Origin of the sequence: Paucidesulfovibrio longus DSM 6739, assembly GCF_000420485.1 — a bacterium.
GTDB classification, from domain to species: Bacteria; Desulfobacterota; Desulfovibrionia; order Desulfovibrionales; family Desulfovibrionaceae; genus Paucidesulfovibrio; species Paucidesulfovibrio longus.
Genome location: NZ_ATVA01000019.1, coordinates 1 through 15,017 on the forward strand (window position 1 = coordinate 1; position 15,017 = coordinate 15,017).

13 protein-coding genes are annotated in these 15,017 nt (G+C 62.8%); 12 read left to right on the top strand and 1 reads right to left on the bottom strand.

Translation table 11 applies throughout. The features are described from left to right. The first annotated feature begins 45 nt into the window (after positions 1-45). Positions 46-621 (top strand): RHS repeat-associated core domain-containing protein, encoded by a 576-nt coding sequence (locus G452_RS21225; protein WP_081650672.1) that lies wholly within the window; start codon positions 46-48, stop codon positions 619-621. Positions 622-626: 5 nt separating this feature from the next. Continuing rightward, positions 627-980 (top strand): hypothetical protein, encoded by a 354-nt coding sequence (locus tag G452_RS21230; protein ID WP_081650673.1) that lies wholly within the window; start codon positions 627-629, stop codon positions 978-980. A gap of 268 nt (positions 981-1,248) precedes the next feature. On the opposite strand, the gene G452_RS20145 is transcribed toward G452_RS21230, so the two are convergent. Continuing rightward, the gene (locus G452_RS20145; RefSeq protein ID WP_022663394.1) at positions 1,249-3,363 is read right to left on the bottom strand and encodes a S16 family serine protease; all 2,115 of its coding nucleotides are present in this window, start codon (positions 3,361-3,363) and stop codon (positions 1,249-1,251) included. A gap of 547 nt (positions 3,364-3,910) precedes the next feature. On the opposite strand from G452_RS20145, the gene G452_RS0116600 reads away from it, so the two are divergent. From G452_RS0116600 to G452_RS0116645, 10 genes are all read left to right on the top strand, one after another. Further along, positions 3,911-4,528 carry a hypothetical protein gene (locus G452_RS0116600; RefSeq protein ID WP_022663395.1) on the top strand — a complete coding sequence of 206 codons (618 nt, stop codon included), beginning with the start codon at positions 3,911-3,913 and terminating at the stop codon, positions 4,526-4,528. A gap of 55 nt (positions 4,529-4,583) precedes the next feature. Next, positions 4,584-6,383 carry an SLC13 family permease gene (locus tag G452_RS0116605; RefSeq protein ID WP_022663396.1) on the top strand — a complete coding sequence of 600 codons (1,800 nt, stop codon included), beginning with the start codon at positions 4,584-4,586 and terminating at the stop codon, positions 6,381-6,383. Positions 6,384-6,523: 140 nt separating this feature from the next. Further along, positions 6,524-8,146, top strand: a complete 1,623-nt coding sequence (nhaB, locus tag G452_RS0116610; RefSeq protein WP_022663397.1) for a sodium/proton antiporter NhaB — start codon at positions 6,524-6,526, stop codon at positions 8,144-8,146. A gap of 440 nt (positions 8,147-8,586) precedes the next feature. Then, positions 8,587-9,045, top strand: coding sequence for a hypothetical protein (locus G452_RS21780; protein WP_211213505.1), 459 nt, complete (start codon positions 8,587-8,589; stop codon positions 9,043-9,045). Between the two features lie 7 nt (positions 9,046-9,052). Beyond that, a complete protein-coding gene (locus tag G452_RS0116620; RefSeq protein ID WP_022663399.1) occupies positions 9,053-9,496 on the top strand; it encodes a hypothetical protein in 444 nt (147 codons plus the stop codon). 111 nt (positions 9,497-9,607) lie between these two features. Further along, a complete protein-coding gene (locus tag G452_RS0116625; RefSeq protein WP_022663400.1) occupies positions 9,608-10,051 on the top strand; it encodes a hypothetical protein in 444 nt (147 codons plus the stop codon). A 239-nt stretch (positions 10,052-10,290) separates the two neighbouring features. Next, positions 10,291-11,007, top strand: coding sequence for a phosphonate metabolism transcriptional regulator PhnF (gene phnF / locus G452_RS0116630; RefSeq protein WP_022663401.1), 717 nt, complete (start codon positions 10,291-10,293; stop codon positions 11,005-11,007). 270 nt (positions 11,008-11,277) lie between these two features. Beyond that, entirely contained in the window at positions 11,278-11,853 is a 576-nt protein-coding gene (locus tag G452_RS0116635) for a TetR/AcrR family transcriptional regulator (protein ID WP_022663402.1), read from the top strand. Positions 11,854-11,936: 83 nt separating this feature from the next. After that, the gene (locus G452_RS0116640) at positions 11,937-13,175 is read left to right on the top strand and encodes an HlyD family secretion protein (protein WP_022663403.1); all 1,239 of its coding nucleotides are present in this window, start codon (positions 11,937-11,939) and stop codon (positions 13,173-13,175) included. 8 nt (positions 13,176-13,183) lie between these two features. Beyond that, positions 13,184-14,755, top strand: coding sequence for a DHA2 family efflux MFS transporter permease subunit (locus G452_RS0116645; protein ID WP_040368857.1), 1,572 nt, complete (start codon positions 13,184-13,186; stop codon positions 14,753-14,755). Positions 14,756-15,017: the final 262 nt, after the last annotated feature.

The following is a 15,017-nucleotide window of genomic DNA, read 5'->3' on the forward strand; positions in this document are numbered from 1 at the left end:
TACCTATTCCAAAATCGTGTTTAGTCTTGCGGAGATCCCACAGGAATGCGCTATCGCCCCACAACCCGACGACCGATGTCCGGTCTGGGCATTGCAGAAGGCCACGTCTTGGAAGACCAGCGCGACGACCAGGGACAACCCATTCAAATTCTTCTGCATATGGACCATATCGGCAGTGTGCGTATGGTTGAATTCCCGACCGAAGGCATGGTAAAGGAAATCCTGTACGACTGGGATACGGGACGGGTCCGCTTCGGCTGGCGGGATTACGATCCGGATACCGGACGCTTCACAGCCAAAGACCCCATCGGCGCTGCTGGAGGGGATTCGGAATGGTATGGGTATTGTTCGGATGATCCAGTCAATGGGCGGGATCCGCAGGGGTTGGAGACGAATTCAACGCAAGAACGAACTTGCGAGGAAAAAAATCCATACTGCAAAGGGAACGAATGTACGGAAGAATGCCAAGTCACAGGCACGTACCAACCGATTACTGAGAGAGACGCTCGTGAGATACTGGAGTTTCCAATACCGGTGACTCTTGGATCAGGAGTGGGCTTGAGGCAATCTTTGGCAAGAAATCATCTGATGAGTAGCCCATCGATCAATTTCAAGAAATAAAATATATGCTGAAAAAATACCTGTTCACGATAGAAGTGCTTGTAAGTGTTAAGGCGGTTTTCCTCCTGCCGCATCTCTATACCCTCTTTGCCATGGGGCCATTACTTTTTTGGGCAAGGATAGTCGATAGTGCTTTCATTTTTCCAACTGCATACTATGCGCTCAAGGGGAAAAAAGTAGCGCTTACTGGAGTAGCAATTTATCTACTGGCCATATACGCGCATGATTTATACATTAATGTGTTCATAGGATCTATGCCTCCGTTTCTAAAGGCATACCGAGTGTTGCTTGCGCTTTACTTTTTCACAGGTGCGGCACTCATGCTTCGGGATGTTTTTCATAAATCTTCAACAGAATAGAATGCTTTCTTGCCCCGGTGTCAGATCCTCACCGGGGCACTCCTCGGCATGTTAATCCAACGTGCTGCTCGTTGACTTGAGCTCTTGCTGGTTGAAGTTTTCTCTTACCGTGACGCAACGAACAACTTAGACGTGGTGGACATAAATCCGCACGACTTCTTCGGCAATGTCGTGAAAGACGGCAACCCGTACTTGCGCTCGCCCCTCGGCCTCCATCACATATTATGACGGCGGCCTGCACGACTGGGATACCGGGCCTTATCTCCCGTCAGGACACCTCGGCAGACGCGACCCGTTCCGTCTCCGGCAGCAAAGCCAGCTCCGCGGCCTGCTCCATGCTCTCCACCAGCTTCACGTCCAGGGCGGCCAGCACTTCCGGCTCCACGCCCTCCACGGCCCCGGCGCACCCGGCAGGCAGCAGCACCGTGGCAAAGCCCGCCTGCACAGCGGCCATGAGCTTCTCGCGCACGCCGCCCACGGGCAGCACCTCGCCCAGGAGCGAAAGCTCCCCGCTCACGGCCACGTCCGGGCGCACCGGGCGGCCCGTAAGCAGCGAGAGCAGGGCCAGGGTGATGGTCACGCCCGCGGAAGGCCCCTCCTTGCTCACGGCTCCGGCGGGAATATGCACGTGGATGTCGGATGATTCGTAGAAATCGGCAGGGATGCCGTATTGCGCGGCGCAGCTGCGGATGTAGCTCAGGCCCGTGCGCGCGGACTCGCGCAGCACCTCGCCAAGAGAGCCCGTGAGCATCAATTGCTGGTTGCCTGGCATGCGCGCGGCTTCCACGAGAATGATCTCGCCGCCGTTCTCGGTCCAGGCCAGACCCGCGGCCAGGCCCACGCGCGGCTTGGTCCGGGCCGAGGCGCGGAAATGGGGCGAAGGTCCGAGCAGACGCTCCACGTCCTCGGCGCTCACGCTGATGCCTTCGGGTCCGGGATTCTTTTCGAGCACCTGGCGGGCCAGCTTGCGGCAAAGCGAGGCCACCTGCCGCTCCAGCCCGCGCAGCCCGGCCTCGCGGGTATAGTCGGCCACGATCTTGCGCACGGCCTCCGGCTCGAACCGGACCTCGCCCGGCTCCAGGCCATGCTGGCGAAGCTGCTCCGGCACGAGGTGGCGCACCGCGATCTCGGCCTTCTCGTCCGGGGTGTAGCTGGTGAACTCGATGACCTCCATGCGGTCGCGCAGGGGACCGGGCAGCCGCTCCACGACGTTGGCCGTGGCGATGAACATGGCCCCGGAAAGATCGAAGGGCAGGCCCAGGTAGTGGTCGCCGAAGGCCGCGTTCTGCTCCGGGTCGAGGATTTCGAGCAGCACCGAAGCCGCGTCACCCTGAAAGTCCTGGACCACCTTGTCCATCTCGTCGAGCATGATCACCGGGTTGCGCGCCCCGGCCTTGACCACGCCCTGAAGGATGCGGCCCGGCATGGATCCCACATAGGTGCGCCTGTGGCCGCGCAGCTCGGCCTCGTCGCGCAGGCCGGCCAGGGAAAGCCGGAAGAACTTGCGGCCCAGGGCCTCGGCAATGGCCTTGCCGATGGAGGTCTTGCCCGTGCCCGGAGGCCCGGAAAAGCAGAGCACCGGCCCGCGCAAAAAGCGCGCCCGCCCGCTGCGCAGCAACAGCTCGTCCACATGCGCCCGCAGCTTGGTCAGGTTCACGGGCTTGCTCAGATATTGATCCGCGCCCTGCCGCATGGCCGTGACAGCGCTCTTCACCGTGGCATAGCCCGTGAGCATGATCACTCCGGTGTCGGGCCAGCCCTTGCGCAGTTCCTGGAGCAGCTCCAGCCCGTCCATGCGTTCCATCTTCAAGTCCGTGACCACCACGTCCGCAGGCTGCTCGCGCATGGCCTCCAGCGCTTCCAGGCCGTTGGACACGGCGCGGACCTCGTGTCCGTCCTTCTCGAAGACGATGGTCAGGTTCTCGCGGGCAATGGCCTCGTCGTCCGCGAGCAGAATTCTGGCCTGGCGGCGGCTGCGCAGGCTCTTCACGGCGAGGAACTCCAGGATGCGCTCCTTGACGCGGCCCAGTCCGAAGTGGCGCGCGTCGAGCAGGGCCGAAGCCCGCTCCAGGTCCAGGTCGTCCTTGGTGCTCACGTTCCAGGGCAGGGAAAGCAAAAATTCAAGATAGTTGCAGCTCAGCGCGTATTCCGGGGAGGAGCGGTCCACCTTGGCCAGCCGCTCGCACTCGTCCCGCGCCGCAGAGCGCGCGTGGGCCGGAAGCCCCGCGGACTCGACGCGGGCGCGCAGATCCTCCAACACGGGATCCTGTTCCGGCAGACGCTCCAACCGTTCGCTGCGCGGCGAAGCATCCGCCTTGTCCGTCCGCTCCGCCGCCGACGCAGGCGCGGCCTGCTCCTCGCTCTTTCTCCAGAACCAGCTCATGCTGCCGACCTCCCGCCGCTTTATCCGTTGCTGCGCATGCCGCCTCGGCCCCCTCTCCGCCGGAGGCGGCGTCTGATGCCGCCGATAGTCTGGATAGCACGCTGTTCACGGGGTGTTAACATTGCACATTGCAACAGGCGAAAACCAACCTGAAAGCCTCCCTCCCGCAGACATGGCAGCGGCCTCCTCAGACGAGGCCAATAACAGCTCAACACGCCGTATTGTTTGGTTTTAATCCGAAAAAGATTTCGAGAAAAGTTTCCCAAGCAGGGCAAATCCCGTGTCCAGCTCCTGCTTCGCGCGCTGGAATCGCCTTTTTGCGGGCCTTGGTTTCAATCTGCAACACCGATTATGCAACACGTCATTGATGCTGTAATTTAAGGATTTTTATTTTCAAGGGCTGCAACACCGTTACGATCTGCAACGCAAAACCGCCCCCCCCTGACGCGCATATTTCCCGCAGGGCAGGAATCCGTGGAATTATAAGGCCTGCCGGGTCTTGGCACGGCTCTTGATATTTTCAGGGCAAAACACAGGGAGGCTCCCCATGAACATCGGCAAGACGGCCAGAAGACTTTTCAACGGGCACTACGAGACCATGGCGACCGACCATTGCAACACCTGCCACGTGGGAACGTGGTTCATCAATCGCCAGCAGCACCTGGCCGAAGAAGCAGGAGGGTTCAAGTTGAAGACTTTATTCGACCGCTTCCGAAACAAGGGCCGCGCTTCCGCCACCAAGAAGGCCGCCACCCCCGCCGCCGCCAGAACCGCGACCCAGACCGTCGCGGCTCCCCGCGCCGCCTGCAAGATCCTCGTGGTCAGCAAGGGCACGTCCTTCTCCAACGAAGTCATGGAATACGCCATCGACATGGCCTCCAAGACCAGAAGCTCGCTGGTCGCCCTGAACCTGGACGAGAACGGACACAATTTCTCCCAGTTCGAGAACACCTGCGCCTCCAACATCGACGGCTTTTCCTGCCGCGCGGCCGAGGCCGGGCTCCGCTTCAACCATCTGGTGCGTTCCGGCGCCGAGGACCACGTCGTCGCCGATCTGCACAAGGAAGATTCCGAGTTCCGCTACGTCATGAACGACGTCGTCAGCGAGTCCTCCACGAGCCGCTCCATTCCCGTCTACACCCGCGCCACCCTGCGCGTCCGGTAGACGCACTCCCACTCACGCGACCGCTCCAGCACGAACACACGCAAGGGTAGACTCCATGACGCCTGAAATCATCACCGTAATGGCCATCCTCGCCTTCGCCGTCCTGCTCTTCATCTTCGAATGGGTCCGGGTGGACGTTGTCGGCATCATCATGATGGTGCTTTTGCCTCTTCTCGGACTCGTGACGCCCAAGCAGGCCATCAGCGGCCTGAGCAGCAACGCGGTCGTCTCCATCATCGCCGTCATCATCATCGGCGCGGGCCTGGACAAGACCGGCGTCATGAACAGCATGGCCAGGATCATCCTGCGCTTCGCCGGAAAAAGCGAAACCCGGATCATGACGCTCATCGCGGGCACCGTGGCGTTCATCTCCGGGTTCATGCAGAACATCGGGGCGGCGGCGCTCTTCCTGCCCGCGGCCAAGCGCATCGGCAACCAGACCGGCGTTCCCGTTCCCCGGCTGCTCATGCCCATGGGCTTCTGCGCCATCATCGGCGGCTGCCTGACCCTGGTCGGTTCCAGCCCGCTGATCCTGCTCAACGACCTCATGGTCGTGGGCGGCAAGCACTACGACCCCTTCGGGCTCTTCGGGGTCACGCCCATCGGCGTGCTGCTGGTGGTTGCGGCCCTGATCTACTTCGCGGTCTTCGGACGCTTCATCCTGCCGAGCAAGAGCGAAGAGGACCAGAGCGGTCCCATGTCCTCCATCCTGGCCGCCACGTACGGCGGCCTCGGCTCCCTCTTCGAGCTGCACGTTCCCGAAGGCTGGGAAGGCTCGCGCAGGCTCACGGCCCTGGAGCTGCGGCCCATCTACTTCTGCACCGTGGTGGCCATCGCCCGCGACAAGGGGCGCACCCACCTCTTCGCCCCCGGTCCCGACATGGACATCAAGCCCGGCGACGACCTCGTGGTCGTCGGCCCGCACGAATTCGCCGAGCGCATGGCCGAGGATCTCGGCTGGGAGCTGCGGCCGGAGCTGATCTCCTTCGCCGAGGAGCTTTCCCCGAACAACGCGGGCATCATGGAAGGCATCGTCACCCCCCGGTCCGAGCTGGTGGGCAAGACCCTGGCCACCCTGCACCTGCGCGACCGGCTCCAGGTTTCGCCCCTGGCCATCTTCCGGGGCGAGAAGATCTTCATCAGCGGTCTCGTGGACATGGTCATCCGCCCCGGAGACGCCCTGCTCCTGCACGGCCGCTGGGAGATGTTCCACCTGCTCAAGGACAAGCCGGACCTCGTGTTCACGGAAGCCGTCAAGGGCGAAATCCTGCGCACGGAAAAGGCCAAGGTCGCCCTGTTCTGGCTGGCCGTTTCCCTGGTGCTCATCCTCGGCCTGCACATTCAGCTCTCCATCGCGCTGCTCACGGGCGCGCTGGGCATGGTCCTGACCAAGGTCATGACCATCGACGAGGCCTACCAATCCGTGGACTGGATGACCGTCTTCCTCCTGGGCGGCCTGATTCCGCTGGGCATGGCCTTCGAAAACACGGGCGCGGCCAAGTTTATCGCCGACACGATCATGGCGGCCCTGGGCACCCCAAGCCCGCTGCTGCTGCTCACGGTCATCGGCATCCTGACCTCGTTCTTCACCCTGGTCGCCTCCAACGTGGGCGCCACGGTGCTGCTGGTTCCGCTGTCCATGAACATGGCCCTCAACGCCGGGGTGGACCCGCGCGTGGCCGCGCTGACCGTTGCCGTGGCCGCCTCGAACACGTTCGTTCTGCCGACGCACCAGGTCAACGCCCTGATCATGCGTCCCGGCGGATACCGGACCATCGACTACGTGCGCTCCGGAGCAGGCATGACGGTCATCTATATGGTCGTGATGATTTCGGCGCTCATGTTTTTCTACTAGAATCGTAAGCTTCGCAGTCGTAGAATCCCCTCCGCCCGGCGACCACGAGAATTCGCCGGACGGGGGGGAATGCGCCTTCGAGCCCCCTCGGCGGTTCAAGGCAAGGTCATCCTGATCCCGTTTTCAAGGAGAATGAAACAATGCAGCCCACGCTTGCGCAATCGTTCAGCAGAAACTTTCTCGGCAACGCCCCGGTCTGGTACAAACAGGTCATCCTGGGTTTTCTCATCCTCAACCCTCTGCTTCTGCTGACCACCACGCCCTTTGTGGCGGGGTGGGCGCTCATAGCCGAATTCATCTTCACCCTGGCCATGGCCCTGAAGTGCTACCCGCTGCCCGCGGGCGGCCTGCTGGCCATCGAGGCCGTGATCATGGGCATGACCTCTTCCGAGATGGTCTACCATGAGGCGCTCAAGAACTTCGAAGTCATCCTGCTCCTGATCTTCATGGTCGCGGGCATCTATTTCATGAAGGACTTCCTCCAGTTCACCTTCACGCGCATCCTGGTCCAGATCCGCTCCAAAAAGCTCATCGCCCTGCTCTTCTGCCTGGCGGGCGCCTTCTTGTCCGCGTTCCTGGACGCCCTGACCGTCACCGCCGTGATCATGGCCGTGGCCTACGGGTTCTACAACGTCTACCATCGCTACGCCTCGGGCGCGGCCATGCAGGACACCCACGACCTCGGCGACGACAACAAGGTCGCGGAACAGGCCCGGGCCGACCTGCTCGAATTCCGCGCCTTCCTGCGCAACCTCATGATGCACGGCGCGGTGGGCACGGCCCTGGGCGGCGTCTGCACCCTGGTGGGCGAGCCGCAAAACCTGCTCGTGGGCGGCGAAATGGGCTGGCACTTCGTGCCCTTCCTCATCGAGGTCGCTCCGGTGACCATGCCGGTCCTGGTCGTGGGCCTGCTGACCTGCCTCGCCGTGGAGCAGTTCCACCTCTTCGGCTACGGCGCCCAGCTTCCCGGCAACATCCGCTCGCTGCTCTTCGAGACCGCGGTGCGCATGGAAGAGGAACAGGGACGCCAGGGCCAAGCCCGCCTGATCATCCAGGCCCTCACGGGCATCTGGCTCGTGGTCGCCCTGGCCCTGCACCTCGCCGCCGTGGGCATCATCGGCCTCTCGGTCATCGTCATCCTCACGTCCATCAACGGCGTGGTCGAGGAGCACCAGCTCGGCAAGGCCTTCGAAGAGGCGCTGCCCTTCACCGCCCTGCTCGTGGTCTTCTTCGCCATCGTGGCCGTGATCCACGACAACGAACTCTTCGCGCCGATCATCAACTACGTGCTCAGCCTCAAGGGACAGTCCCAGCTCGCGGCCTACTACGCGGCCAACGGCGTGCTCTCCTCCATTTCGGACAACGTCTTCGTGGCCACGGTCTACATCTCCGAGACCAAGCTGCACTTCATCCAGCTGCTCGGCGCCATTCCGGACATCGGCATGACCGGCGCGCAGCTCATGGACAAGCTCACCGACCCGCACGTGGCCCGCGCCGACGTGCTGGCCACCCTGCCCCCGGCGGCGGCGGCCCAGGCCGGACAGCTCATGGCTCACCTGGACAAGCTGGCCGTGGCCATCAACACGGGCACGAACATCCCCAGCGTGGCCACGCCCAACGGCCAGGCCGCGTTCCTGTTCCTGCTCACCTCCGCCCTTGCACCCGTCATTCGGCTCTCCTACGGCCGGATGGTGATGCTGGCGCTGCCGTACACCATCACCATGTCCCTCACCGGACTGGCGGCCGTGTACTTCTTCCTCTAGCGTCCAGCCCCTCATATGGCCCGGCCCCGCTGCGTCTGCCCGCGACGCGGGGCCGGGTCCCTCTTTTCCCGGTCCGCTTGTCCGCCCCCGTTTTCTTCCTTCCTCCGCCTTTTCCCGCACTCCGCGCACACCGCTCTGATTCCATTGCTTCCGGCTCCGCCCGCGGAAAAGGCGGTCCACATGCCGCAAAATCGATTTCTTGTATTCATTCGTATATTAGGGTAAAAACATGTCAAGCAATTTATGGCTTCCTTTTTCCGGCCATTTTTGCCCGTTCTCATCCGTTCTCACACCCCCGCAAGGGAGCACGCAAAAGCCGTGGTACGGTTTTCAGCAAAGAGCGGCGCATTGCAGGCGCACCTGAAAACCATAACCAGGAGTGATGCTTCATTAGTGAGAAATGGGTTCAGCACATCGGAGACGACCAGCTTGTTTACGGCATGCCCAAGCACATGTCCGGAAGTTCGGGAGGCGTGCAGCCGGGATATTGGCATTACCTTCCAAAGCCAACGGCCTGTGAGAAATGCCGGGCCATGGAAGGATTATGGTTCAAGGAGCGTCCCGGACCCGTGCATCCGAACTGCAAGTGCGAAGTGCGGCAGGAGCCGATGCCGCGCGTCGGCATCGTCAACACGTTGCAGGGCTTTGAGGACCACGCCACGGAGAAGTTCGACGCGGGGCAAAAGATTACGGTTACCATCCGAAATCTGGGGCCGTTTTGGGCAGGAGCGAGAATTTGGGTTGATCGAACGAAATGGAAATCCACTTCATACCTGAAAGCAGGTAAATCCGAAGTATTTGTGTTCACCAAATTCAGCGAGCTTCCTGTTCCGTGGGAAGTTTTTATAATCATCGCCGTTGGCGACAATTCGACCCTCCAATACACCATCCAGGGGTAAGCCCACCATGCACAGACTCGTTTTCCTCCTCCTTTTGCTGCTGCCAGGGGCGGCCTTTGCCCAGCCGAGCTTCGACGTCTCCTGCGAGAACGTGGTCCAAATCACGATCACCAGGATCAAGGACACTTATTGGAACGTGGACTCCTATCAGGGGCATTTTCATATTCTGGACCTGACGCTGACGCCCGAAGCGGCCCGGAAAGCAGTCAAGCTGCGCGATGCCACACCCACGGAACACATCCGCTACCGGGGAGAGGACTACTACAAGCCCCGCATCGTGATCACGGCCCATGGCGTTCCGCTTCAAGATGATACCCCTGCCCTCTCGGGTTTTGTGGATCAAGGAGCGGCAATCGGCATCATCCGCGAAGAAGACGCCTTTGACGCGGCAAGGGCGGTCTGCCCGGCCTTGGTTCCGGACAAGGTGCTCATCGACGGACAAGTGGAGTAGCGGGACAAATGGAAGAGCCGGGCAGGCGCAATATTGCCCAAACACCACGATCAATCGCGGCAGGCCCTTGGCCCGACCTCAGTGACTTGCCGCTTCACGGATGCCCTCGCCATGCACAGACTCGTTTTCCTCCTTCTTTTGCTGATGCCAGGGGCGGCCCTGGCCCAGGCACGCTACGATGTCTCCTGCGAGAACGTGGTCCAAATCACGATCACCAGGATCAAGGACACTTATTGGAACGTGGACTCCTATCAGGGGCATTTCCACGTGCTCGACCTGATACTGACGCCCGAAGCGGCCAGGGAAGCAGTCAAGCTGCGCGATGCCACGCCCACGGAACACATCCGTTACCGGGGCGAGGACTACTACAAGCCCCACATCTTGATCACGGTCCGGGGGCTTCCACTTCAAAAGGATGTCCCGGCCCTCTCAGGCATTGCGGATCATGGAGCAGTCATCACAATCATCCGCGAAGAGGACGCTTTTGACGCGGCGAGGGCGGTCTGCCCGGCCCTGGTTCCGGACAAGGTGCTCATCGACGGACAGGTGGAGTAGGCAGGCAGCGGAAATCCCTCCCCAAATGGCGCACGATCAAACGCCGCAAGTCCTTGGATAGCCACGTCCAAGGGCCTGTTTCGTTTCGGCGGCATGTCCCCGGCAGTCCAGCCTCGGACAATTCTTTCGCCGCCCTGCCCCGACGCATGATTTTCATTGAACGTAACGCGGTTGGCATCGATGGTTGCCCATTTACCGGATACACCGTCTTCACGACACGGGATACGGAGGAATGGTGCATGGTCAGGAATTATTCCCCGCTCTGGCGGCTGGTGCGCGACGAGCTGGCCGAGGAGATTCGGCGCGGACGACTCGCGCCCGGCGATCTGCTGCCCACGGAGCAGCAATTGGGCGAGCGATTCGACGTGCATCGTCACACGATCCGCAGGGCATTGCAGGAACTGCGCGAGATGGGACTCGTCCGCACGGCGCAGGGGCGCGGCAGCGTGGTCCTGGAGCAGCCCCTGGACCACAAACGCCCCCGGCGAACCCGGTTCAGCCAGGAACTCGGCCTGGGCGGCCTCGACGTGCGGTTCCACTTTCTCCACGGCGACCTGATGCACGCCTCCGATGTCGTGGCCGAGCATCTGGGACTTCGGCCCAACGCGCGCATCAACTACATTGAAAGCCTGGGCGAGGTGCAGGGCAGGCGGCTCTTCATCGTCTCGCACTTCCTCCCGCACGCGGGCATGGAAGGGCTCATCGAGCACTACAGGCAATCCGGCTCCCTGAGCCGGTGCCTGAACCTCTACGGCGTGGAGGCGACCTTCCGCGCGGTCAGCCGGATCAGCACGCGCATGGCCAGCGACGAGGAAACGCGCCACCTGCGGCATAGGGAAAAGCGGCCTGTGCTCGTGGTCGAATACGTGAATGCGGACAGCAACGGCCGCCCGGTGGAATTCGGCATCGCCCGCTTCTGCGGCGACAAGATGGAGCTGGTGGTGCCGGGCGGCTGACCTCGGCGCACCAGGCATCCAGGCGGATTTTCCGGTTATTTTTTTGTTCTTGGAACGTCCCTATATTTCACGATATTCTTATCTTGCCGGAGTGATTTCCGGCTTCACCCCGCCAGAACCCTCGGTCAGTCTTTGACAGCTTCCTTCGGCGTGGTTATCAGTTCCATTCGCCAAAACTGACCAGTCAGTACTGTTCCGGGCCGGACGGCCCTGCCGAAGCCCATCGGGCGCTCGCAGATCTTTATTTAAGGATGGAGGCGGTTCTCCAGGATGAAAGCTTACAGCGACGACAAGCGGACGCGGATATTGGACGCGGCGGCGGAACTCTTCGCGGGCAGGCCCTTCCACAAGGTGCTGCTCAGCGACGTGGCCAAGGCCGCCTCCGTGGGCAAGGGAACCTTGTATCTTTACTTCGAGAGCAAGGACGAACTCTATCTCGCCGTGCTCTTCCGGGAGTTCGCCGGACTCGTGGACCGGCTGCGGGCGCAGGTTTCCCATGCGGACGGCCCCGCGGACGAGCAGATGGCCTGCGCCGTGCGGGAAATCGTCCGGCACCTCTTCGGCAAGGCCGTCATCGTCGAGCTGCTGCGCGGCGCAGTGGTCAACTGCCCGCAGACCGGAGAATGGAACGAGAAGCGGCTGGAACTGCGCGGCATCATCGAAGCCGTCATCCGGCGCGGCATCGCCCAGGGCGTCTTCGAGGACGAACATCCCCGGCTGACCGCGCAGTACATTCCGGGACTGATCCGCTCCGTGTGCCTGTTCCGGCCCGAAGGCACGGACGCGGAAACCGTCTGCCGCCACGCGGAAGCCTTCGTGCTCAAGGCGCTGCGCAAAATCGGCTGACAGGAACCGCCCCCGCGCCAAAAGCGCGAACCCTGCGCCGCAGACGGGCGACAACGCCAGATATCGAACTTCAAGGACACCGAATGAGCCAGAACAACACCGAATCCGCGCAATCCGCCCCCGGCAAGGGGATCAAGGCCCGCCTCAAGCTGCCGAAGGGCCGCCGCTCCAGGATCATCCTCGGTATGGGAATCACGGCGCTGCTGCTCGCGCTGGCCCTGCCCTTCTACCTGCACGCCATTTCCCACGAGTCCACGGACGACGCATTCGTGGAGGCGCACGTGGTCAGCATGAGTCCGCGCGTCGCCGGACACGTCGCCCGCGTGCTGGTGGAGGACAACCAGCTGGTCAAGGAAGGCGACCTGCTGGCCGAGCTGGACCCGCGCGACTTCCAGGTGGCGCTCGAAGCAGCCCGGGCGCGGCTGCGCTCGGCCCAGGCCGCCGTAACCGAGGCCCAGGCCAAGGCGTCCGCCGCGCAGAACGTCCTGGCCCAGAAGGAGGCGGGCCTCTCCTCCCAGCACGCCGGACTGGCCCAGGTTCAGGCCGAGGTGGCCGAGGTGCGCGCCGGATACGAGCGGGACGAGAACGACCTGGACCGCATGCGGAAGATCGTGGAGGCCGGAGCCGTAAGCCGCCAGGAATTCGACCACGTCAAGGCCCAGGAAGCCATGACCCGCGCCAAGCTCAATTCGGCCAAACGCCAGGTGGACACCCATTCAGCGGAGATCCGGCAGGCCCGCGCCACCGTGGCGGCCGCCGAGGACGAACTGCGCCAGGCATACGCGCAGGTGGACATCCGCACCGCGGAACTGCATGAGGCCGAGGCGGAGGTCGAACAGGCGGAGCTGAACCTTTCCTACACCCGGATCACCGCTCCCTGCGCGGGCCACGTGACCAAAAAGGCCGTGGAGCCGGGAACCTACGTCCAGGTCGGGCAGAAGCTCTTCTCCATCGTCAGCCCGGACGTCTGGGTCGTGGCCAACTTCAAGGAAACCCAGCTCGCGGACATCGCGTCCGGACAGCCCGTGGACATCGAAGTGGACGCCTATCCCGACGTGACCTTCCACGGCCATGTGGACAGCATCCAGCGCGGCACGGGCTCGCGGTTCACGCTGCTGCCCCCGGAAAACGCCACGGGCAACTTCATCAAGGTCGTGCAGCGCATCCCGGTCAAGATCGTTCTGGACGCCTCGGAAGCGGACAAAAACTACGTCCTGGCTCCGGGCATGTCCGTCATGCCCAGCGTGGACATCTCCGAGGCGGGGGGCGCAGGCTCGCTGCGCGCGGAAGGAACTTCCGCCCAGGCTCCCGCGGCCCGGTAGGCATGTCCATGTACAAAGACCTGGAGGAAACCTCCCCGTCAGAGCGGTGGATCATCGCGTTCACGGTCATGTTCGGCGCGTTCATGGCCGTCATGGACACCAGCGTGGTCAACGTTTCCATGCCCCACATGATGGGCAGCTTCGGCGCGGACCTCTCCTCCATCACCTGGGTGGCCACGAGCTACAGCATCGCCGAGATCATCATGGTCACCATGTCCGGCTGGTGGAGCGCTCTCGTGGGCCGCAAAACCCTCTACCTCGCCTCCTTCGCCCTGTTCACGGTGGGCTCGATTCTCTGCGGCACGGCCACGACCTTCACCCAGATGATCGTCTACCGCGTCATCCAGGGCATCGGCGGCGGCGCGCTGATTCCGGTTTCCCAGGCCATCCTGCGCGAGACATTTCCCCCGGCGCAGCAGGGCATGGCCATGGCCCTGTACGGCATGGGCGTGGTTCTGGCCCCGGCCCTCGGCCCCATCTGCGGCGGCTGGCTCACGGACGTCCTGGGCTGGCCGTGGATCTTCTACATCAACGTGCCCGTCTGCATCATCGGCATGGCCCTGACCATGAAATTCGTGCACGACCCGCCCTACCTGCGGCGCGGCGTGCAGTCCGTGGACTGGCTCGGCATCTTCCTGCTCTCCGTGGCCCTCACGGGCATGCAGATCGTGCTGGAGCGCGGCCAGGGCGAAAACTGGTTCGAGTCTGACATGATCCTGGCCGGAACCATCGCCACGGTGCTCGCGTTCCTGGCCCTGATCTACTGGGAGCTGCGCTGCCCGGATCCGGTGGTCAACCTGCGGGTGCTGAAGGACCGCAACCTGACCCTCGGCTCGACCATGGGGCTCATCTTCGGCGTGTCCCTGTTCGGCACGACCTTCATCCTGCCGCAGTTCACGCAGGAGCTGCTCGGCTACCCCGCGTTCCAGGCGGGCCTCGCCCTGGCGCCCCGCGCCGTGACCCTGCTGCTCTTCATGCCCGTGGCGGGCTGGCTCTACCAGCGCGTCGGAGCCAGGGCGCTCGTGCTCGCAGGCATCGTCATCATCGTCTGGTCCTACTACGACCTCATGCAGCTGAACATTCAAGCGGGCTTCCTGAACCTCATTCCCCCGCTGCTGATCATGGGCGTGGGCATGCCGTTCATGTTCGTGCCCCTGAGCACCGTCTCGCTCTGCACGGTTTCTCGCAGCGACGTAACGGACGCATCCAGCATCTACACCCTGGCGCGCCGCGTCGGCGGCAACATCGGCTACGCCCTGGTGGCGACCCTGCTCGACCGGGGCATCCGCGTGCACCGGGGCTACCTCGCCGAGCACATCAGCGACCTGAGCCAGAACACCCAGGACTACCAGGCCACGCTCGTGCAGCTGCTGCACAACCTCGGCGTGGACGCGGTCAGCGCCTCCAAGCTGGCCCTGGGCATGCTCGAGAAACTGCTGATGCGGCAGGCCACCATGCTCGCCTACAACGACATCTCGTTCATCTTCGGCTGCCTCTTCTTCCTGCTCGTGCCCATGGTCGCGCTCCTGCCGAGCAAGGCCAGAATTCTCGCGCTCTCCGCAACGCGCCCAAAGAAATAGAGCACCCTTCCGCACGAATTCAGGCCGGGGATTGCCTCCCCGGCCTTTTTTGTTTCGGCACCCCACGGCTGCACCCCTTGCGGCAAAAGCTCCCCGCGCATTCCCGCATGAACCGCGAGCCCAACCGCGTGCGGGTTTCACCTCAAGATCAGCACCGTTTCTCCAGAATTTCAGTCGAGAACCGCTTCGAAGTGATGCCCCCTGCCCGGGAATTGTGGTAGGGTGGCCTTACCCCGTAACCGACAACCGCCATCGAGGAAGA

What these genes read in the sequence shown, in the direction of transcription:
- G452_RS21225 (WP_081650672.1), top strand. Translation starts at nt 46, where the DNA reads ATGCGCTATCGCCCCACAACCCGACGACCGATGTCCGGTCTGGGCATT.
- G452_RS21230 (WP_081650673.1), top strand. Translation starts at nt 627, where the DNA reads ATGCTGAAAAAATACCTGTTCACGATAGAAGTGCTTGTAAGTGTTAAG.
- G452_RS20145 (WP_022663394.1), bottom strand. Translation starts at nt 3,363, where the DNA reads ATGAGCTGGTTCTGGAGAAAGAGCGAGGAGCAGGCCGCGCCTGCGTCG.
- G452_RS0116600 (WP_022663395.1), top strand. Translation starts at nt 3,911, where the DNA reads ATGAACATCGGCAAGACGGCCAGAAGACTTTTCAACGGGCACTACGAG.
- G452_RS0116605 (WP_022663396.1), top strand. Translation starts at nt 4,584, where the DNA reads ATGACGCCTGAAATCATCACCGTAATGGCCATCCTCGCCTTCGCCGTC.
- nhaB (WP_022663397.1), top strand. Translation starts at nt 6,524, where the DNA reads ATGCAGCCCACGCTTGCGCAATCGTTCAGCAGAAACTTTCTCGGCAAC.
- G452_RS21780 (WP_211213505.1), top strand. Translation starts at nt 8,587, where the DNA reads ATGCCCAAGCACATGTCCGGAAGTTCGGGAGGCGTGCAGCCGGGATAT.
- G452_RS0116620 (WP_022663399.1), top strand. Translation starts at nt 9,053, where the DNA reads ATGCACAGACTCGTTTTCCTCCTCCTTTTGCTGCTGCCAGGGGCGGCC.
- G452_RS0116625 (WP_022663400.1), top strand. Translation starts at nt 9,608, where the DNA reads ATGCACAGACTCGTTTTCCTCCTTCTTTTGCTGATGCCAGGGGCGGCC.
- phnF (WP_022663401.1), top strand. Translation starts at nt 10,291, where the DNA reads ATGGTCAGGAATTATTCCCCGCTCTGGCGGCTGGTGCGCGACGAGCTG.
- G452_RS0116635 (WP_022663402.1), top strand. Translation starts at nt 11,278, where the DNA reads ATGAAAGCTTACAGCGACGACAAGCGGACGCGGATATTGGACGCGGCG.
- G452_RS0116640 (WP_022663403.1), top strand. Translation starts at nt 11,937, where the DNA reads ATGAGCCAGAACAACACCGAATCCGCGCAATCCGCCCCCGGCAAGGGG.
- G452_RS0116645 (WP_040368857.1), top strand. Translation starts at nt 13,184, where the DNA reads ATGTACAAAGACCTGGAGGAAACCTCCCCGTCAGAGCGGTGGATCATC.